Origin of the sequence: Polymorphobacter multimanifer (assembly GCF_014205635.1) — a bacterium.
Taxonomy (GTDB): Bacteria; Pseudomonadota; Alphaproteobacteria; order Sphingomonadales; family Sphingomonadaceae; genus Sandarakinorhabdus; species Sandarakinorhabdus multimanifer.
Genome location: NZ_JACIIV010000012.1, coordinates 61,276 through 79,793 on the forward strand (window position 1 = coordinate 61,276; position 18,518 = coordinate 79,793).

Annotated in this window: 24 protein-coding genes; 12 read left to right on the forward strand and 12 right to left on the reverse strand. The window is 67.2% G+C overall.

What is annotated here, in order from left to right:
- Positions 1-29 precede the first annotated feature (29 nt).
- From FHS79_RS09375 to FHS79_RS09420, 10 genes are all read left to right on the forward strand, one after another.
- Positions 30-614: a hypothetical protein gene (locus tag FHS79_RS09375; protein ID WP_184198805.1), complete on the forward strand. Its 585-nt coding sequence runs from the start codon at positions 30-32 to the stop codon at positions 612-614.
- 227 nt (positions 615-841) lie between these two features.
- Positions 842-1,135 carry an AtpZ/AtpI family protein gene (locus tag FHS79_RS18520; RefSeq protein ID WP_207792290.1) on the forward strand — a complete coding sequence of 98 codons (294 nt, stop codon included), beginning with the start codon at positions 842-844 and terminating at the stop codon, positions 1,133-1,135.
- Between the two features lies 1 nt (position 1,136).
- Positions 1,137-1,889 (forward strand): F0F1 ATP synthase subunit A, encoded by a 753-nt coding sequence (locus FHS79_RS09385; protein ID WP_184198807.1) that lies wholly within the window; start codon positions 1,137-1,139, stop codon positions 1,887-1,889.
- Between the two features lie 29 nt (positions 1,890-1,918).
- The gene (locus tag FHS79_RS09390) at positions 1,919-2,143 is read left to right on the forward strand and encodes an ATP synthase subunit c family protein (protein ID WP_184198809.1); all 225 of its coding nucleotides are present in this window, start codon (positions 1,919-1,921) and stop codon (positions 2,141-2,143) included.
- 12 nt (positions 2,144-2,155) lie between these two features.
- Positions 2,156-2,644 carry a F0F1 ATP synthase subunit B family protein gene (locus FHS79_RS09395; protein ID WP_184198812.1) on the forward strand — a complete coding sequence of 163 codons (489 nt, stop codon included), beginning with the start codon at positions 2,156-2,158 and terminating at the stop codon, positions 2,642-2,644.
- Positions 2,637-3,257, forward strand: a complete 621-nt coding sequence (locus tag FHS79_RS09400; protein WP_184198815.1) for a F0F1 ATP synthase subunit B family protein — start codon at positions 2,637-2,639, stop codon at positions 3,255-3,257. Before FHS79_RS09395 ends, FHS79_RS09400 begins: the two co-directional genes overlap by 8 nt.
- Before the next feature lie 145 nt (positions 3,258-3,402).
- Positions 3,403-3,921 carry a GNAT family N-acetyltransferase gene (locus FHS79_RS09405; protein ID WP_184198818.1) on the forward strand — a complete coding sequence of 173 codons (519 nt, stop codon included), beginning with the start codon at positions 3,403-3,405 and terminating at the stop codon, positions 3,919-3,921.
- A 48-nt stretch (positions 3,922-3,969) separates the two neighbouring features.
- Positions 3,970-4,533 carry a DUF1285 domain-containing protein gene (locus FHS79_RS09410; protein ID WP_184198821.1) on the forward strand — a complete coding sequence of 188 codons (564 nt, stop codon included), beginning with the start codon at positions 3,970-3,972 and terminating at the stop codon, positions 4,531-4,533.
- Positions 4,533-5,135 (forward strand): CoA pyrophosphatase, encoded by a 603-nt coding sequence (locus FHS79_RS09415; RefSeq protein ID WP_184198824.1) that lies wholly within the window; start codon positions 4,533-4,535, stop codon positions 5,133-5,135. Before FHS79_RS09410 ends, FHS79_RS09415 begins: the two co-directional genes overlap by 1 nt.
- Positions 5,132-6,319 (forward strand): CCA tRNA nucleotidyltransferase, encoded by a 1,188-nt coding sequence (locus FHS79_RS09420; RefSeq protein ID WP_341534434.1) that lies wholly within the window; start codon positions 5,132-5,134, stop codon positions 6,317-6,319. Before FHS79_RS09415 ends, FHS79_RS09420 begins: the two co-directional genes overlap by 4 nt.
- 41 nt (positions 6,320-6,360) lie before the next feature.
- On the opposite strand, the gene FHS79_RS09425 is transcribed toward FHS79_RS09420, so the two are convergent.
- The 10 genes from FHS79_RS09425 to lepB all read right to left on the reverse strand — a co-directional run bounded on the left by FHS79_RS09425 (position 6,361) and on the right by lepB (position 13,819).
- A complete protein-coding gene (locus FHS79_RS09425) occupies positions 6,361-6,822 on the reverse strand; it encodes a PA2169 family four-helix-bundle protein (protein WP_184198827.1) in 462 nt (153 codons plus the stop codon).
- A gap of 116 nt (positions 6,823-6,938) precedes the next feature.
- Positions 6,939-7,133 carry a type II toxin-antitoxin system antitoxin gene (locus FHS79_RS09430; protein ID WP_184198830.1) on the reverse strand — a complete coding sequence of 65 codons (195 nt, stop codon included), beginning with the start codon at positions 7,131-7,133 and terminating at the stop codon, positions 6,939-6,941.
- Complete coding sequence (locus FHS79_RS09435; RefSeq protein ID WP_184198833.1) at positions 7,133-8,011, reverse strand: SPFH domain-containing protein; 879 nt, start codon at positions 8,009-8,011, stop codon at positions 7,133-7,135. Before FHS79_RS09435 ends, FHS79_RS09430 begins: the two co-directional genes overlap by 1 nt.
- A gap of 62 nt (positions 8,012-8,073) precedes the next feature.
- A complete protein-coding gene (locus FHS79_RS09440; RefSeq protein WP_184198836.1) occupies positions 8,074-8,223 on the reverse strand; it encodes a hypothetical protein in 150 nt (49 codons plus the stop codon).
- The gene (locus FHS79_RS09445) at positions 8,223-8,360 is read right to left on the reverse strand and encodes a hypothetical protein (RefSeq protein ID WP_184198839.1); all 138 of its coding nucleotides are present in this window, start codon (positions 8,358-8,360) and stop codon (positions 8,223-8,225) included. Before FHS79_RS09445 ends, FHS79_RS09440 begins: the two co-directional genes overlap by 1 nt.
- Before the next feature lie 55 nt (positions 8,361-8,415).
- A complete protein-coding gene (parC, locus tag FHS79_RS09450; protein WP_184198842.1) occupies positions 8,416-10,680 on the reverse strand; it encodes a DNA topoisomerase IV subunit A in 2,265 nt (754 codons plus the stop codon).
- A gap of 8 nt (positions 10,681-10,688) precedes the next feature.
- The gene (recO, locus tag FHS79_RS09455; RefSeq protein ID WP_184198996.1) at positions 10,689-11,435 is read right to left on the reverse strand and encodes a DNA repair protein RecO; all 747 of its coding nucleotides are present in this window, start codon (positions 11,433-11,435) and stop codon (positions 10,689-10,691) included.
- A gap of 46 nt (positions 11,436-11,481) precedes the next feature.
- Positions 11,482-12,402: a GTPase Era gene (era, locus tag FHS79_RS09460; protein WP_184198844.1), complete on the reverse strand. Its 921-nt coding sequence runs from the start codon at positions 12,400-12,402 to the stop codon at positions 11,482-11,484.
- The gene (gene rnc, locus FHS79_RS09465) at positions 12,399-13,085 is read right to left on the reverse strand and encodes a ribonuclease III (RefSeq protein WP_184198847.1); all 687 of its coding nucleotides are present in this window, start codon (positions 13,083-13,085) and stop codon (positions 12,399-12,401) included. Before rnc ends, era begins: the two co-directional genes overlap by 4 nt.
- Complete coding sequence (lepB, locus tag FHS79_RS09470) at positions 13,082-13,819, reverse strand: signal peptidase I (RefSeq protein WP_184198850.1); 738 nt, start codon at positions 13,817-13,819, stop codon at positions 13,082-13,084. The genes rnc and lepB overlap by 4 nt, the downstream gene beginning before the upstream one ends.
- A 151-nt stretch (positions 13,820-13,970) precedes the next feature.
- Here lepB and pgi point away from each other — a divergent pair, with 151 nt between their 5' ends.
- Positions 13,971-15,524, forward strand: a complete 1,554-nt coding sequence (gene pgi / locus FHS79_RS09475; RefSeq protein WP_184198853.1) for a glucose-6-phosphate isomerase — start codon at positions 13,971-13,973, stop codon at positions 15,522-15,524.
- Here the strand turns inward: pgi and FHS79_RS09480 are convergent.
- Positions 15,498-16,259, reverse strand: a complete 762-nt coding sequence (locus FHS79_RS09480; protein ID WP_184198856.1) for an arginyltransferase — start codon at positions 16,257-16,259, stop codon at positions 15,498-15,500. The genes pgi and FHS79_RS09480 overlap by 27 nt on opposite strands.
- A gap of 98 nt (positions 16,260-16,357) precedes the next feature.
- On the reverse strand, positions 16,358-17,587 hold the full coding sequence (locus FHS79_RS09485; RefSeq protein WP_184198859.1) for a threonine ammonia-lyase: 1,230 nt from the start codon (positions 17,585-17,587) through the stop codon (positions 16,358-16,360).
- 45 nt (positions 17,588-17,632) lie between these two features.
- On the opposite strand from FHS79_RS09485, the gene FHS79_RS09490 reads away from it, so the two are divergent.
- Entirely contained in the window at positions 17,633-18,511 is an 879-nt protein-coding gene (locus FHS79_RS09490; RefSeq protein ID WP_184198862.1) for an NAD(P)-dependent oxidoreductase, read from the forward strand.
- Positions 18,512-18,518: the final 7 nt, after the last annotated feature.

An 18,518-nucleotide genomic window follows, 5' to 3' on the forward strand; every position in this document is an offset into this window, starting at 1 on the left:
AATCGAATCATGCGATTTCCAACTACAGATTGGAGATTGCCATGTTGCGTGCTCGTGTTTTTGGACTTGGATTGCTGGCGATTGCAGCCATGGGCGTCGGTGCATGTGCCGATCAATATGCTTATGGACGCGCGCCAGGGTATGGCAACACCGGTGGCTATGCCGACTATAATCAGTATTGGGGTGATCCTTATGGATACCGCAATGTCCCGGTCGGCTATGTTGGCCAGGGCTTTGGCTGGAACAATGGTTATTATTATCCTGGCAACGGCAATTTCGTTTACGATCGCCGTGGATCGCGCCGTGCGTGGAACCAGCAACAGCGTTCCTATTGGCAGCCGCGTATCGTCACGCAGCGGCCGGTGATCGGCAACCGTATCGGCGGTGCCATCGCCCGGCAGGGTGTGCCGCAGGGACAGATCCGGCAGCAGCGTCAGCTCAATCGCCAGCAGGTGCAGGTCGATCGCCAGCGCACGCGTGTCGAGCGGCAGGCCAATCGTGTCGAGCGGCGCGGCAACCAGGTCCAGCGGCAGGGCAACCAGGTGCAGCGCCAGCAGAACCGGGTCGTGCGTCAGCAGCAGCGACAGGAGCGTCGCAACGATCGTCGCAACTGAGGCGATCGGTATAGCGAGAAGGACAAGGGGCGCGTGGCCGAGAGGCCACGCGCCCTTTTGCAATGCAGCAACCAAAGGCTGCTGCGGTTGACAGTGTGGCAGGTGGCGGATAGACGCGCGCCGACAGCTTGGCAGGGTGCTTGACGCATTCGGCCGGGTGTCGATGCAGTGCTGGCGGATGTTTCGCGGGTGCAGCGTTCGAAGTGATCCACAGGGGTTTTCCCATCTTGGCCGAAGACAGCAAGCCTGATGATGCGCTCGCAAGGCGCATCGCGGCGGCAAGAGCGGCCGAAGCGGGGAAGCGCGACGAAACCAAGCGGGCGGAAAGCGCCAGCTGGTCGGTCGCTACCGAATTCGTGGGTGCGATGCTGGCGGGTGGTTTCATCGGCTGGTTCATCGACCGGCAGTTCGATACTGGCCCCTGGGGTTTGATCGGGCTGCTGCTGCTCGGGTTCGTGACCGGGCTGCGCAATGTCCTGCGCAAGCAGGATTCCGGGCAGACACCGGAGAATGAGGAGTAACATGGCCAACCCGATGCAGCAGTTCGAGATCGAGCGCATAGGCGCGCCGATCATCGTCGCCGGGCAGGACCTGTCGTTCACCAACAGCGCATTGTGGATGCTGCTGGCGATGCTCACTGTTGCCGCGTTCCTGTTCATCGGCACCGCGCGCCCGCAGCTGGTGCCGGGCCGCGCCCAGGCTGCTGTCGAATACATGTACGAATTCATCACCGACATGGTGCGCGAGAATGTCGGTCGCGAGGGCCTTCGCTATGCGCCGCTCATCTTTGCGCTCTTTGTGTTCGTGCTGGCGTGCAACCTGCTCGGCATGGTGCCGTTCGTGCACAGCTTCACGCCGACGAGCCATATTGCCGTGACGCTGGGGCTGGCGACGATCGTGTTCGTTCTTGTGCTGGTGGTCGGGTTTGCGCGGCACGGGCTGCACTTCTTCTCGCTGTTCCTGCCCGAAGGCACGCCCTTGTTCGTGCTGCCGCTGGTGGCGGTGATCGAGTTCCTGTCCTTCCTGTCGCGCCCGTTCACGCTCGCCATCCGGCTTTTCGCCAACATGACCGCAGGCCATGTGCTGCTGAAGGTCGTGGGCGGCTTTGTGGTGACGCTGGGCAGCATCGAGGCGCTTCCCTATGTGTTCGGGCTGGTGCCGCTTTCGGTCAACGTCGCGCTGACCGCGCTCGAGCTGCTGATTGCGCTGGTGCAGGCCTATGTGTTTGCACTGCTCACTTCGATCTACCTCAACGATGCAGTGAATTTGCACTGACAACTGGTTTCAACGGAAGGACTTTTTAAATGGACGTCGCATCTGCAAAGCTTATTGCTGCCGGTCTTGCCGCCATGGGTGCCGGCTTCGCAGCCATCGGCGTGGGCCTCATCTTCGGCATGTTCCTCCAGGGCGCATTGCGCAATCCGGCTGCTGCCGACAAGCTCGGCGCCCGCCTGATCTTCGGCTTCGCCGTGACCGAAGCGCTCGGCCTGATCGCTGCGGTGGTTGCGCTCGCCCTCGCCTTCGGCTGAGGCTGACCGACCGTGCCCCAGTTCGATACATCGACCTTTATCCCGCAGCTGTTCTGGCTGTCGCTGATCTTCGGCGTGCTCTATTTTCTGGTGGTGCGCCCCACCCTGCCCAAGGTCGGGCGGGTGATCGATGAGCGGGAAACGCGGGTGAAGGGCGATCTCGACGCGGCGGAAGCCGCAAAGGGCGCGGCAGATGCCGTGCGCCTTGCCTATGATGAAGGCATGGCGGCGGCGCGCAAGACCGCCCAGGCCGAAGTCGCCACCGCCCGCGCGGCGGCGGCCAAGGCTGCCGAAGCCCGCATGGCAGCACTTGCTGCCGAGCTTGACGGCAGGACCGATGCTGCAATGGCGACACTGGCCACGGCGCGTGCCGATGCCAGGGCCGCCCTTGCGGCGACGGCGGCCGACCTGACGGCGGATGCCGTGCGTCGGCTGGCCGGGATCGACGTGACTGCGGCCGATGTGGACGCAGCACTGGCGGAAGGCGTGCGCCATGGATGAGACCGTGCAGAATGACCCCGTGGCGCCGGCGCTCGAAATGCCGGGCGCTTTCGGCGCTGCGCCGCTCGAAGGGGCGGAACTGATGGCATCGACCGAGGCGGCACCGCACAGCGAGGCTTCCCTGCTGGGGCTCGAGGCGGAAACCTGGGTTTATATCTCGGTTGCGATCTTCATCGTGCTGGCGATTGTGCTCGGCAAGGTGCCGGCGCGCATTGCCGGCGCGCTCGATGCCCGCATCCTGGCGGTGCGGCGGCAGCTTGATGAGGCCAAGGCACTGCGAGCCGAAGCCGAAGCCTTGCTTGCCGATGCGCGGGCACGCTCCGAGGCGGCAACGAAGTATGCTGCCGCCATGGTGGCTCGTGCCGAGGCCGAGGCTGCCGAACTGATCCGGACCGGCGAGATTGCGGCGGCCGAGACGATTGCCCGGCGGACCGCTGCAGCGGAAGCGCGGATTGCCGCTTCCGAGCGCAGCGCCGAAGCCGAGCTGAAGTCCGAAGTGGCGCGGCGGGTGACCGCGGCGGCAGCAACGCTCATCGCCACCAAGGGCGACCAGTCGATGCACGACCGACTGACCGAGGATGCCATCGCCGGGCTGGAACGCCGACTGCATTGAGCGCGGCTGGCGGCATTGATTGCGCCGCGGCGCAGCACGTGATAGCGCGCTGCGGATGACGAAACCTTATCCGAGCCGACGAGACTGACCCGCCATTGCGTGCGGCGCCGTCTTGTCTTGTCGTTTCCGGAAAGAATTCACCTTCATGTTTGAACTGATGACCGCGCAGGCGACAGACCTGCCCGATATTGCAGCGTTGCTCGACGATCGCTTCGGCGTGTCGCGGCACGAGCGCACCGCCTATCGGCTGCGCGACGGGGTGCCGGCAATTCCCGAGCTCTGCCTGGTGGCGCGTGATGGCGATGGTCTCGCCGGATCGGTGCAGTGCTGGCCGCTGATGCTGGATGGCGAGGACGGACGTTGGCCGCTCGTGCTGCTGGGGCCGGTCGCGGTGGCGCGGCGGGCCGAGGGGCTTGGCCTTGGCTCGCAGTTGATGACATCGGTGTTGGCGCTGGCGGATGCGGCAGGCTTTTTCCCGCAACTGCTGATCGGCGATGCTGCTTATTATGGCCGCTTCGGCTTTGTGGCTGGTGCCGGCCTGCACTGGCATCTGCCGGGACCGGTGGAGCGCGAGCGGCTGTTGCTGCGAGGCGATCTGAAGGGGCTTCCGGCGGGAGGAACGCTCGGGCCCGCACTTGCAGGATCGTCGCGGGCAGCGGCCTGACGCGATTCGCGCCATGACGATGGCCGGCGCGGGCGGTATGAAGACCTCATGAGTGATGAACAGACAGATTCGGCGCACGGCTCGCTGGCAGCGCTTGCTGCGGCGGTGAGCGCAAAGGCGCTTCCCCCCGTGCATCTCTGGCACCCCGAGCGGTGCGGGGACAGCGAGATGCGGATCGCAGTCGATGGCACCTGGTTTCACCAGGGGACGCCGATCGGGCGGCCGGCGCTGGTCCAGCTGTTTTCGACGATCCTGCGCCGCGAGCCCGATGGCTCGTTCGTGCTGGTGACACCGCATGAGAAGCTGGACATTGCCGTGGAGGATGCTCCCTTTGTGGCGGTGGAGGTGCAATCGATCGGCAGCGGCGAGGAACGACGGCTGATCTTCCGGCTGAACACCGAGACGCTGGTCGAGGCCGGTCCGGACCATCCGCTGCGGGTGGATGTGGCGGCGGATGGGACACCGCGGCCGTATCTGCTGGTGCGCGATGGACTCGAGGCGCTGGTGGCGCGGCCGGTGTTTTATGAGCTGGCGGATATGGCGCTGGCGGAGGATGCACTGGTACCGCGGCTTTGGGCCGGGGGCGCCTGCTTCCCGTTCGGGCAGAGCTGATGCCGATCGAGGCGTTGCGGGCAGCTCTGCTCGCCGGCGCTTCGGCGGATGGTTTTGGTGGCGATCATGCAGTTTCGGGCCATCCGGAAGAGCCGCCGGAAATCCGGGGGGCGCTGGCGCGCGCGGCGGTGCTGATGGCGGTGACGACCGAGCGGGAGCCGCAGCTGCTGTTGACCCGGCGCCAGGCGCATCTGAAGCGCCATGCCGGGCAGATCGCTTTTCCCGGCGGCCGGATGGACGCCGGGGATGCATCGCTGGTGGTGACGGCGCTGCGCGAGGCGGAGGAAGAAGTGGCGCTGGCGCGCGAGCATGTCGAGGTGCTGGGGATGCTCGAGAATTACACCACCGGGACGGGATTTGCGGTGACGCCGGTGGTGGGGCTGGTGCCGCCGGGGCTGCTGCTGCATGCGCACGCCGGGGAGGTGGCAGAGATGTTCCATGTGCCGTTGGCGCATGTGCTCGATCCGCGCAACCATGAGTTGCGGATGGGCGAGTGGCTGGGCAAGCCGCGGCGGACCTTCGTCATCCGCCACGGCGGGCGCGAGATCTGGGGGGCGACGGCGGGGATGATCGTCAATCTGTCGAAGCGGATACGGCTGTGAAATTGCCGATCCCGGCCTGGGTGGGCACCGAGGACGGGAAGGCGCTGCTGGCTGCGCTCGATGCCGAGGCCGGCACCAGCCGGTTGGTGGGCGGCAGCGTGCGCGACCCGCTGCTCGGACTGGAGGCTGCCGACATCGATCTTGCGACAGCACTTGCACCGCACGAGGTGATGGCGCGGCTGCGGGCGGCGGGGCTGAAGGCGTTTCCGACCGGGCTGGCGCATGGCACGGTGACGGCTGTGGCCGGCGGCATCAAGGCCGAGGTGACGACGCTGCGCCATGATGTGACGACCGATGGCCGGCGGGCCGAAGTGGTGTTCACCGATGACTGGCAGGCGGATGCGGCGCGGCGGGATTTCACGATCAACGCGCTTTATGCGCGGCTGCCAGGCGGGGAGATCGACGACTGGTTCGGGGGGTTGGAGGACCTTGCGGCGCGGCGAGTGCGGTTCATCGGCGATCCGATGGCACGCATTGCCGAGGACCATTTGCGGATCTTGCGCTTCTTCCGCTTTTCGTCGCGGTTCGGGCAGGGGATGGATGCCGAAGGGCTGGCAGCTTGTGCGGCGCGTGCCAATGACCTGATGGCGCTCTCGCGCGAGCGGGTGGCGCTGGAGCTTCGGGGGCTGCTGCTGGTGGCCGATCCGCTGCCGGTGCTGGTGCTGATGATCGAGCACGGCATCTGGCGGCCGGTGCTTCCGGAGATCGGTCGGCAGGACGCGCTGGGTCGGTTGGCGGTGCTGATGGCGAGCGAAGCTGCACTCGGGCTTGCGCCGGACTGGCGCCGGCGGCTGGCGGCATTGTTGCCGGCCGATGCAAAGATGGCCGATGCGGTGGCGGCGCGGCTTCGTCTGTCCAACGCCGACCGGATGCGTGTGGCACGGGCGGTACTGCCGGCTGATTCGATGCCGGTTTATGCCGCAGCCTGGGCGGTGGGGGCCGATGTGCTGCTAGATCGGCTGCTGATGGCGGGCCGGGTCGAGGATGCGCGGCAACTGCTGGCCTGGGAGCGACCACGCATGCCGGTATCGGGCAAGGACTTCGTTGCGCGCGGGGTGGGGCCAGGGCCGGACGTGGCGGCGCGGCTCGTGCGCTTCGAACGCGAATGGGTGGCGGCAGGATTTCCGATGGATGCGGACGCCGTCGCAACATTGGTCGACCGGGCGATGGCTGCAGCGTTGTAGCGGGGCCCGCCCGACGTGGGGAACGCCGGGCGGGCAGGCTGTCAGTTGGCCTGGTTCGCGTGCTTCATCGCGCTGAACGTATCGTGCCCTGCGCGGACCGACGCATAGGCCTTCTCGACGACAGCGCGGGTGTTGGTGCTGATGTCGGCCGTCATCGCATCTTCATACTTGGCCTTGATGACGTCTTCACCGGCTTCTACTTCTTCGATCACCCGGGCGCGGCTCGAGCCGAAGACGCTTTTCAGTCGAAGGAAGCTGCGATGGGCGCCGGCAAGGATCGAACCATCGTCCTCGGGTTCGCCGCCGAGCAGCGAAACCTGCGACCGCAGATCGGTGACGGCGATGCGACGCTCGTTGCCGAAGCGGCGGAAGAGATCGGCGAGGTCGGCGCTTTCGGCGTCGTTCTGCGCGGTCTCGGCAGCCTGTTCATAGCCATCGGCCGAATCGATGGTGGTTTCGATTAGATCGTTGAGAATCTTGATGTCGTTGTCCTGGGTGGCCATTTGGCGCTCCTTGTTGAGAGGTGCCGGTGCAACGCGGATTATTGCCCCGCGTTCCGTGACTTACGACGAACCGCCGCATTGCGGGGTCCGGATATCAGCGGCGCGCTGCGGAGCGGTCATGATGCTGCCGGCGGGCGGCCGCGTTTGGGGAGATCCGCCGGGGCGAGGCGAATGCCGCGCCGCGCCAGCGCCTCGCGCAGCAGCACCTCGATCTCGGCATTGGTGCTGCGCAGGTTGCCGGCTGCGGCGCGCTGGATGGCGTCGTGGAGCGCCGGATCGAGGCGCAGGGCAAAGGCCTTTCGGTCCGCCACTATTGGTAGAGGCTCCCGGTGTTGACGACCGGCTGGGCTTCCCGGTCCCCGCAGAGGATGACCATGAGGTTGCTGACCATGGCGGCGCGGCGCTCGCCATCGAGCTGGATGATGTCGCGCGCGCTGAGCTGCTCGAGCGCCATCTCGACCATTGACACCGCGCCCAGCACCAAAGTTTCGCGCGCCGCGACCACGGCCGCGGCCTGTTGCCGGCGGAGCATCGAGCCGGCGATCTCGGGGGCATAGGCGAGATGGGTGAAGCCGCACTCGTCGACGGTGATGCCGGCGACCTTGAGCCGCTCGATGAGCTCGGTGCGCAGCTCGCCGGCGATCTGCTCATGGTCGCCGCGCAGGGTCACTTCCTTGTGTTCGAAATCGTCATAGGGGTAGCGCGCACCGATGGTGCGGACGGCAACCTCGACCTGCGCCAGCACGAATTCGGCATAATTGTCGACATCGAAGGTCGCCTGAGCCGTGTCGGTGATGCGCCAGACGAGCTGTGCTGCGATCTCGATCGGGTTGCCGCGCAGATCGTTGACCTTGATCTGCTGGCTGATGAGATTGTGGGCGCGGCAGGACACTTTCTTGCGGGCGATCCAGGGCCAGGTCCAGCGCAGCCCGGTGCCGCGGTCGGTGCCGCGATAGGCGCCGAACAGGGTGAGCACGCCGGCCTCGTTGGGCTGCAGCTTGTAGAAGCCGAGGATGAGGAAGATGCCCAGGATAGTGACCAGCGGGAGGGCGAGCAGGACCGTCGGATCGTCGGCGGCGACGATGGCACCGAACAGGCCGAGCAGGATGCTCGCCAGAAGCAAGGCAAGGGCTGGAAAACCGCTGGTGCCGGCGCCGGCGTGCTCGCGGCTGGGCGTGGAGGGTTGCATCGTTCGTCCCCGTTAAAGTGATATCAAATTGATATCACATTCAACGCGGCGTGCAAGATAACTCAGTCGGGGTCCCTGGAGCCGGGGCGATGGTCGTGGTCGACCTCGGCGGGTTCGGGTGCGGGCAATTGTTCGTACTTGGGCTTGGGGGCGCCGCGTGCCGCAAAGGCGATGACGACGAGCGAAAGCAGCAGCAGGCCGATGATGACCATCAGCGTGCCGGCGGATCGGTCGGGTCGACCGGCTTGTCGCGCCGCTTGCGCAGATTGGCGGGGTCCTTGACGATGAGCCGCACGACCCAGGCGCCGAAGGCGAGGTTGAGGAGGAGGACGATTGCGATGCCGATCATGTCGAAACCCTAGCGCGCGGCGGTGGGGGTGGCGAGAGGTTGTGGTTGTCGCGGGTCAGGCAAATTTGTTGTCGCGCGGGAAGCCCGTCGGCGGCATTCGCCCGGCACTCGCGCGCGCCCCCTGCCAGAATCCCAGATCGGCCTCGGTCCGGGTTCGCGCCGTGGCACCGCCCATCGGCCAGCTCAGTCCATCGGCCATCACGAAGGTGCGCGCATCGGCAAGCCCGCCATCCTTGAACTTCTGCAGTGCCACCCCCTGGCCGCGCGCCATGGCGGGAAGCTCGGCAAGGGCAAACACCAGCAGCTTGCGGTTGTCTCCGATGGTGGCGACCATGTCGTCGGTGGGTGCGACCGGCCGGACGAGCTTGAGGGTGGCGCCTGCGCGCGGCACCATCACCTGCCGCCCCTTGCGGGTTTCGGCGAGCACATCCTCGGCCTTCACCAGGAAACCGCGCCCGTCCGAGCTGGCGAGAAGCAGCGTCGCATCGGCGCGGTGGGGCATGAGGGTGACGACATGCGCCGTCTCTCCGAGGTCGATCATCAGCCGCAGCGGTTCGCCGAAGCCGCGCCCGCCGGGCAGCTTGTCGGGCGAGAGGGTGAAGAAGCGGCCATCCGAAGTGGCGAGCATCAGCTTGTCGGTGGTGTGCGCATGGAAGGCGAAGGCGGGGCCGTCCCCCTCCTTGAACTTGATCGCATCGGCGCTGCCGAGGTCTATATGGCCCTTCATCGCGCGCACCCAGCCTTTTTCCGAAGCGATGATGGTGAGCGGCTCGCGCTCGATCATCGCTTCCAGCGGCACGAAGCGCACGTCGGGGGCGGTGGCGAGGGTGGTGCGGCGGCGGCCGAGCTCGGTGTCCGGCCCATAGGTTTCGCGCAGCCTGGCGAGGATGGCGGTCAGCCGCTTCGTCTGCTCGCCCGGGCTGTCGAGAAGATAGCGCAGGTCCCTGGCTTCCGCCGTCAGGGCGGCGTTTTCGCGGGTGATCTCCAGCTCGTCGAGCTTGCGCAAGCTGCGCAGCCGCATGTTGAGGATGGCTTCGGCCTGGGTGACGGTGAGGTCGAAGGCGGTGATCAACTCGGCGCGGGCATCATCGGCTTTGCGGATGATGCGGATGACCTCGTCGAGGTTGAGATAGGCCTTGATGAGGCCGCCGAGGATCTCCAGCCGCGCATCGATCTTGCCAAGCCTGAAGCGGGCGCGGGCGATGAGCACCTCGCGCTGGTGGACGAGCCATTTGCGAAGGACTTCGCCCAGCGACAGGACACCCGGCCGGCCATGGTCGAGCACGTTCATGTTGAGGGGCACGCGCACTTCGAGATCGGTGAGCTTGAAAAGGCTCTCCATCAGCAGCTCGGGATCGACGGTGCGGGCGCGCGGCTCGATGGTGATGCGCAGCTGCTCGTCCGACTGGTCATCGAGATCGGCAACGAGCGGCAGCTTCTTGTCGTTGAGCAGATTGGCCAGCGTTTCGATGAGCTTGCCCTTGACGACCTGATAGGGAATCTCGCTGATCTCGATGTGCCAGAGGCCGTTCTTCGCCTCGACCTTGCGCCAGCGCGCGCGCAGCCGGAACGACCCGCGGCCCGTGGCATAGGCTTCTGCAATGCTGGCGCGCGGCTCGATGAGGATGCCGCCGGTCGGGAAATCCGGGCCCTGGACGTGCTCGAGCAGCCGTGCATCGGGAAGGTCGGGTTCGGCGAGCAGCGCAAGGGCGGCGGCCAGGATCTCGGCGGCATTGTGCGGCGGGATGCTGGTGGCCATGCCGACCGCGATGCCCGAAGCGCCGTTGGCGAGGAGGTTGGGGAAGGCGCCGGGAAAGACCTCGGGCTCTTCTTCCTCGCCATTGTAGGTGGTGCGGAACGGCACCGATTCCTCGTCGAGCCCGTCCATGAGTGTCGCGGCGGCGGCGGTGAGGCGCGCCTCGGTATAGCGCATGGCGGCGGCGTTATCGCCATCGATGTTGCCGAAATTGCCCTGGCCGTCGATCAGCGGATAGCGCAGCGCGAAATCCTGGCTCAGCCGCACCAGCGCATCATAGATGGATTGGTCGCCGTGCGGATGATATTTGCCCATCACGTCGCCGACGACACGGGCGGATTTCTTGTAGGCCGAGGCTGGATCGAGCCGCAGCAGCCGCATGCCCCACAGGATGCGGCGGTGGACGGGCTTCATGCCGTCGCGCAGGTCGGGCAGCGAGCGCGCTGTGATCGTGCTCAGTGCATAGACGAGATAGCGGTCGGACAGCGCTGAATCGAACGGGGTGTCGAGAACATGGTCGGCCGGAGGGCCGGCGGGTGGTGCAGGTGCTGTCGTCTTGGCCATGCGGCTTGCTAGCCGGATGTTCCGCTTTCGTCCACTGGCAGCCGTGCAGTGAGGCGGTCGCGGGCCGCGAACAGCCGGGCGGCGCTGCCGGCGAGGATGTCGCGCGCCAGGAAATGGCGGGTGAGGACGAGGGCGGCGTGCACATCGCTGGCATCGGGCCGATGGTCGGTGATGAGGAAGGCGGGGAGCGGCAGCAGCCGGGCAGCCCAGGGCAGGCCTGCGGTGCGGCTGACGGCCTGGCTGGACCTGGGCGAGACAAAGGCGAGGTCCTGCGTGGTGCCGGTGGCCGCACAGCTTGCAAGATCGAGCCCGAAGCCGGTTTCGGCGAGCAGCAGCAGCTCGTAGCGGGCGAGGGCTTCGGCCGTCTGCACCGGCGGCGCTTCGGCGGCGAGCATGGCGACGAGGGCATCGAGGCCGGCATGGAGGGCAGGGTGGGGTGCCCCCTCGGTGAGTGCTGCGGCGGTCAGGATTGTGGCCCATTCGAGCGTGGCGAGGCCGAAGCTGCCGGTGATGAGGGCAGCGCGGGCCTCGCCCAACTCGACCGTGGCGCTGGCGAGCTGGTTATCGAGGCGGGCGGCGAGGGTGAGCGCCACGATGTTGCCCGGCTGGAGGACCGGCCGGAGCCGGCGCCCGCGGCCGCCGCGGATATAGCCGGCGACAAGGCCATCCTCGGCGGTGAGGAAGCGGCCGATCACCCCATGCTCGCCGTGGCCCAGCAAGGTGCAGACGATGGCGCTGGTTTTGAGCTGCATCAGTGCAGTCTACTGCCCGGAGCGACTGCCGCAATGCGGTGGCCGGCTGCTATTCGACCCAGTCCAGGCCGGAGTCGCGATAGACGGCGCGGTCATCGGCCCAGTCTTCCTTCACCTTCACGTGCAGGAACAGGTGTACCGGGCGGCCGAGCAGCTCGCTGATGCCGGCGCGCGCGGTCGCGCCGATCTCCTTGATGCGGCTGCCGCCCTTGCCGAGCACGATGGCGCGCTGCGTCTCGCGCTCGATGAGGATCTGCTGGTGGATCGCCACCGACCCGTCGCGCCGCTCTTCCCACTTCTCGGTCTCGACCGTGCTCGCATAGGGCAGCTCGGCGTGAAGCTGGTTGTAGAGCTGCTCGCGGGTGATCTCGGCGGCCATCATCCGGCTCGTGGTGTCCGAAAGCTGGTCCTCGGGAAAATGCCAGGGGCTTTCGGGCAGGCGGGCGGCGAGGGCGGATTTGAGCTCGGGGATGCCGTCGCCGGTGTTGGCGGCGATGAAATAGGTCTCCTCGAAGGCGCAGATTTCATTGGCTTCGGCGGCGAGGGCCAGCAGCTTGGGCTTGGCGGTGATGTCGACCTTGTTGAGGATGAGGATGCGCGGCTCGCGGCGGGTGGCAAGCGCCTCCATGATGGCGCGCGGCTCGTCCTTGATGCCCGATTTGGCGTCGATCACCATCGCGATGAGGTCGGCACCCTCGGCGCCATCCCAGGCGGCCTTGACCATGGCGCGGTCGAGCCGGCGGCGGGTGGTGGAGAAGATGCCCGGCGTGTCGATGAGCAGCAGCTGCGCGGTGCCTTCGGTGGCGATTCCGATGAGCCGGGTGCGGGTGGTCTGCACCTTGGCCGACACGATGGCGACCTTCTGGCCGACGAGCGCGTTGACCAGGGTGGACTTGCCGGCATTGGGGGCACCGACAACGGCGATCGAGCCGCATCGAGGCGGGGTTGCGGGGCTGGTGGTATCGGTCATTTGGGCAGACTTTCGAGGAGGATGAGGGCAGCGGCCTTCTCGGCCTCCTGCTTGCTGGTGCCCGAGGCCTTCGCCGCAGGCTCGCCGCGCACGCTGGCTTCGATGGTGAAGATGGGGGCATGGTCCGGCCCATCGCGGCCCAGGACGACGTAGCGCGGCATTCCGCGCCGGCGCTTGAGTGCCCATTCCTGCAGACGGGACTTGGGATCGGACAGCGCCTGGCGGCCACCGGCTTCGAGCCGACCCCATTGCTTGAGGACGAAGGCCTGCGCCACCGGCCAGCCGGCATCGAGGAACAGGGCGGCGACCAGCGCTTCGGCGACATCGCCGAGCACGTTCTCCGAGCGGTTGAGGCCCTTGAGGCGCGCGCTCGGCTCCATGATGAGCCGGTCTTCGACGCCGAGGTGGCGGGCGACTTCGGCATTGGCGGGGCCTTCGACAAGCGCATGGAGGCGCGCTGTGAGCTTGCCCTCGGCCTCGTCATGGCCTTCGAACAGCATGGCGGCGATGGCGCAGCCGAGCACCCGATCTCCGAGGAATTCGAGCCGCTGGTAGCTGGCGGCGCCCTGGGCGGCGCTGCTGTGGGTGAGGGCACGGCGCAGCAGGCTCGGGTCGGTGAACCGGTGGCCGAGCTGTGCGGCTGCCCAATCCTGCAGGGCTTGCTCGGATGCGGTTGCGATCATGCCGGGATGCCGATGCGGCAGAGCGGGCGGGTGGGGCAGGCGGTGGAAAAGAGGATGATGTCGGCGCGGCCGAGAACATTGGCGAAGGGCACCATGCCGATCCCGCCCTCGGCGAGGGGGAAGCGGCTGTCCGCCGAGGCGCCGCGATTGTCCCCGAGCAGGAACAGCATGCCGGCGGGAACGACGACCGGCCCGAAGGGCGCCATGGCATCGGCGGCATCGGCGCGGATGGTGATGGTGCGGCCGGCGGGACCGGGCAGTACCTCGAGAAGGAGACCGCAGGGCTCGCCGGGGCAGGCCGAGCCATAGCCGAGCGGCGCCCCGTTGAGCCAGAGCTTGCGCTGGCGGATCTCCACCCTGTCACCGGGAAGACCGACGACGCGCTTGATGAAATTGGTGCGATTGTCGCGCGGGGTCTTGAAGACGATGACCTCGCCGCGGCCGGGGGTATGGGCGAACAGCCGCTTGGTTCCGTCGATGCCGAGAAGCTGCGGCCCGAGCGGGAGCGTGTGGACACCATAGCCATAGGGCCATTTTGCAACGAATACCGTGTCTCCCGGCACCAGCGAAGGTGCCATCGACCTGCTGGGGATCGAGAAGGGCGCGTAGAAGAGCGCGCGCAGCACCAGGGCGCCCACCACCGCGAACAAGGCGATACGCGCCAGCCGCGCCAGCCGGCGTCGCAGCCGGGCGGTTGTCGCATCGTGCAGGTCACGGGCTTGGGCGAGGTCCATCGCCGCATGGCGTGGCGCGGTGCGGCGGCAACGTCAAGGCAAGTGGGTGAAGTTGCGTGGGGCAAGTCGAGTGGGTGAAGTTCTGGGGTGATGTTGAAATGATGTTGCGGGCGGCCTTGGCGGCGCGCGGGCATTGCGCCATTAAGGCAGGATGGACGCAGGGGTATCATCGATCGAAGCTGCTCTGGCAGCGCATGCGGCAAGCGAGCGGCCGCCGATTCGCACCCGCTTTGCCAGTGAAGAGGATCGAATGGCGACGCTGCGCCTGAAGCTGGCGGGCATTCGCTTCGATTGGTCGCGGCTCGATATCGATACGCAGGCGCTTGCGTTGCTCGGCCGGCTTGCCGATGCGCGTGGCCTGGCCGGGGCGCGGGAACGGCTCGCAGCGGGAGGGCTGGTCAACACCAGCGAGCACCGTGCTGCAACGCACATGGCCGAGCGTGGATCGGGCAACGCCGCGCTGGTGGCCGAAGCTGCTGCCGGCGACGCGGCGCTGGTGGCGTTGGCGACGCAGTTGCGCGGCGGGGCGATGCGGCATGTGCTCCACATCGGCATCGGCGGCTCGGCGCTGGGGCCGGCACTGTTGCTCGATGCGCTGGCGCGCGACGGCGATGGCCCGGCGGTGGAGGTTGTCTCCAATATCGATGGCGAGGCGCTTTCGCGCGCGATGGCACGGTGCGACCCGGCAACGACACTCATCGTTGTTGTGTCCAAGACGTTCACCACTGCCGAGACGCTGACCAACGCCGCCAGCGCGGTGGCATGGCTGGAGGCCGCGGGCGTGGCGGATGCGCGCGCACGCTGCGTTGCGGTGACCGCCGCACCCGACAAGGCTCGTGCCTGGGGGGCCGGGCATGTGCTGGGTTTCGCCGAGACGGTGGGAGGGCGCTATTCGCTCTGGTCCGCGGTGGGGCTGCCGTTCGTGCTGCGCGCCGGGCCCGACGCCTGGGCGGCGCTCAAGGCGGGTGCCGCGATGATGGATGCGCATTTTCTCGGCAGCGAATGGACGGCCAATGCGCCGGTGCTGGCGGCGATGGCCGATGTATGGGCGGCGCGCTTCTGCGGGCAGGCGACGCGCGGCGTGTTTGCCTATGACGAGCGGCTGCGGCTGCTGCCGGCCTTTCTCCAGCAGCTCGAGATGGAGAGCAATGGCAAGCGGGTTACGGCGGAGGGGGTCGCTGTCGACCGGCCGACCGCGCCCGTCACCTGGGGGGGCACCGGCACCGATGCCCAGCATGCGGTTTTCCAGCTGCTCCACCAGGGGACGGTGATCGGCCCCGTCGAGCTTCTGGCGGTAAGAACGCCGGGGCATGCGCTCGATCCCGCGCATCATCGCCAGTTGCTTGCCAACTGCCTGGCGCAGGGGGCGGCGCTGCTGGCGGGTCGCAGTATGGAGGAGGCGCTGGCGCTGGCGGGCGGCGATGCGGCTCTCGCGGCAGCGCGGACCTTTCCTGGAAACCGGCCCTCGTCGACGATACTGCTCGATCGGCTCGATCCCCATACGCTGGGCGCGCTGCTCGCCTTTTACGAGCATCGCACCTTTGCAGCCGCGGTCCTGATGGGAATCAACCCCTTCGATCAATGGGGTGTGGAACTTGGCAAGGAATTGGCCGACCGGGTGATGGACGGTACCCTCGGCGACCTCGACCCCTCGACTGCGGCGCTGTTCGAGGAGGCACTATCGGAGCAGGCCGGACCCGACTGATCGCGCGAACGGCTGCCAATGGCCGCCGACAAGGATTTCGGCGGGCTGGTAGCGGGTCTTGTAGGCCATGCGCGCGCAATCCTTGATCCAGTAGCCGAGATAGACATGCGGCAGTCGCGCGCGGCCGGCGCGGATGATATGATCGAGGATGATGAAGCTGCCGAGGCTTTCACGCGCGCCCGGCTCGGTTTCGTAGAAGCTGTAGATCATCGACAGGCCGTCGGACTGCTTGTCGGTGAGGCAGGCGCCGACGAGCTTGCCGGGGCGGCCATCGACGCCGGGCTCGCGATATTCCACCACCACCGTATCGACCGGCGATTGCTCGACCATGTCGGCATAATCATGCCCGTCCATTCCGGTCATGCCGCCATGGGGGTGGCGAGTGCCGAGGTACCGGCGCAGCAGTTGCCATTGCTCTTCGGTGGCCCAGGGCTCGCAGGCATGGACTTCCAGATCGGCATGGCGGCGGAGCAGCTTGCGCTGGCTCGGGCTCGGCCGGAACGCCGTTGCCTGCACGCGCAGCGAGATGCACGCCTGGCAGAAATCGCAGCTGGGGCGATAGACGACGTTCTGGCTGCGGCGGAAGCCGATCCGGCCCAGCGCCTCGTTCATGTCGGTCGCGTCGCTGCCCTTGAGTTCGGCGAAGACCTTTCGCTCGCTGCGGCCGGGGAGATAGGGGCAAGGCGAGGGTGCCGTGACGAAGAAGCGCGGGAATCGGAAGGTCTGGTCTGTCATGCGGCCACGCCTGCTCTTGCTGATGATTCCCGGCCCCTCATCCTAAGGTGACCTTGCAGTGGGGGGCCATAGAGAAAATGGGCGAATCCAGGTTAATTTCATCCGGATTCGACCATCTGCACGTCATAGGCGGCGGCACGAAGCGCTTCGATGAGGCGATGGAGATGATCGCGGTCGCGGGTTTCACACTCGATCTCGGCGATAAGCCCCTTGGCGGGCAGGCTGGTGAACACCCGCTGGTGATAGACTTCGAGGATGTTGACCTGCTGCTGGTCGAAAATGCGCGCCACTTCGAAGAGCTGGCCCGGCCGGTCCTTGAGCCGGATGCGGAGCCGCGCGAGCCGGCCCGAGCGTGCCAGCTCGCGGAGCAGCACATTGGCGAGCAGCCTTGTGTCGATGTTGCCGCCGCACAGCACAAGACCGACCCTGGTGCCGCGGAAACGGCGCGGATGGGCGAGCAGGGCAGCGAGGCCGGCGGCGCCGGCACCCTCGACAACCGTCTTCTCGATGGTGAGCAGCAGCGACACCGCGTGCTCGAGATCGCGCTCACCGACGAGCAGGATTTCCTCGACCAGCGCCTTGACGACCTGGCGGGTGAGCATGCCCGGCGTCTTGACGGCGATGCCTTCGGCCAGGGTGTCCCCGTCGCAGGGGGCGGGCTTGCCGGACATCAAGGAATGCATCGAGGGGTAAAGCTCGGCCTGGACGCCGATAATGTCGATCTTGGGATTGAACGCCTTGGCATAGGTGGCGATGCCCGAGATGAGGCCGCCGCCGCCGATGGGGACGATGAAGGTGTCGAGATCGGGCACGGCTTCGAGCATTTCGAGGCCGACGGTGCCCTGGCCGGCCATCACCAGCGGATCGTCGAAGGGGTGGACGAAGACGAAGCCGCGCTTTTCCGCAAGCGCCAGCGCATGTTCGCCGGCCTCCTCGAACTTTTCGCCGTGAAGGACCACATCGGCGCCATGGCCTTCGGTTTGCTGGACTTTCACGATCGGGGTGAAGCGCGGCATGACGATGGTGGCGGGGATGCCGAGGCGCTTGGCGTTATAGGCCAGCCCTTGCGCATGGTTGCCCGCCGAAGCGGCGATGACGCCGCGGGCGCGCTCCTCGGGCGTGAGCGAGAGCAGCTTGTTGAGGGCGCCGCGCTCCTTGTAAGCCGCTGTGAACTGGAGGTTTTCGAACTTGAGCCAGACCTCGGCACCGGTCATCGCCGAGAGCGTTTCGGATTTGAGGCAGGGGGTGCGCACGATATTGCCCGAAATTGCCTTTGCGGCTGCCTCGACATCGGCGCGGCTGATGGGCAGGGAGGGGTTTGTGCTCATAGGGGATGCGCTTAGCGCGCGGCCTGCGACGTTGGAAGGGCTGGCATGAAGATCGGATTTCTGGGGCTTGGCGTGATGGGGGCGCCGATGGCGCGGCATCTGCTGGCGGCGGGGCATGAGGTGGCGGTGTGGAACCGCACCCATGCGCGGGCGCAAGCCTTTGTGGATGCTCATGGCGGGCGGTTGGCGACGAGCCCTGCCGATGCGGCCAGGGGTGCCGATGTGGTGGCGGCGTGCGTTGGTGCCGACGCCGATGTGCTGGCGGTGACGGTGGGCGATGCCAGCAATGGCGGCGGCGCGTTTTCGGGGATGCGGGCCGGGGCCTTGTTCATCGACCATACCACCGCCTCGGCCGAGGTGGCGCGGCATCTGGACGAACAGGCGGCGGCGCGAGGGCTGTTGTGGCTCGATGCACCGGTCTCCGGGGGCCAGGCCGGGGCGGAATCGGGTAGCTTGTCGGTCATGTGCGGGGGGTCCGAGGGGGCGTTTGCGGCGGCCGGGCCGGTGCTGGCGGCGTATGGCAAGACGATCGGGCACATCGGGCCGGCGGGGGCCGGGCAGCTGGCGAAGATGGTCAACCAGGTGGCGATCGCCGGGGTGGTGCAGGGGCTCGCGGAAGCGCTGGCATTCGGCCGTGCCGCGGGGCTGGACATGGAGAAGGTACTCGGCGTGATCGGTGGCGGGGCGGCGGCGAGCTGGCAGATGCACAACCGCGCGCCGACGATGCTGGCGGGCAAGTTCGACTTCGGCTTTGCCGTCGACTGGATGCGCAAGGACCTGGGGCTGGTGCTGGCCGAGGCGGCGCGGCTGGGGGTGGAGCTGCCGGTGACCGAGCTGGTCGATGGCTATTATGCCGAGGTGCAGGCGATGGGGGGCGGGCGCGACGATACCTCGTCGCTGATTCGGCGCTTCCCGGCTGGATGAACGGCTG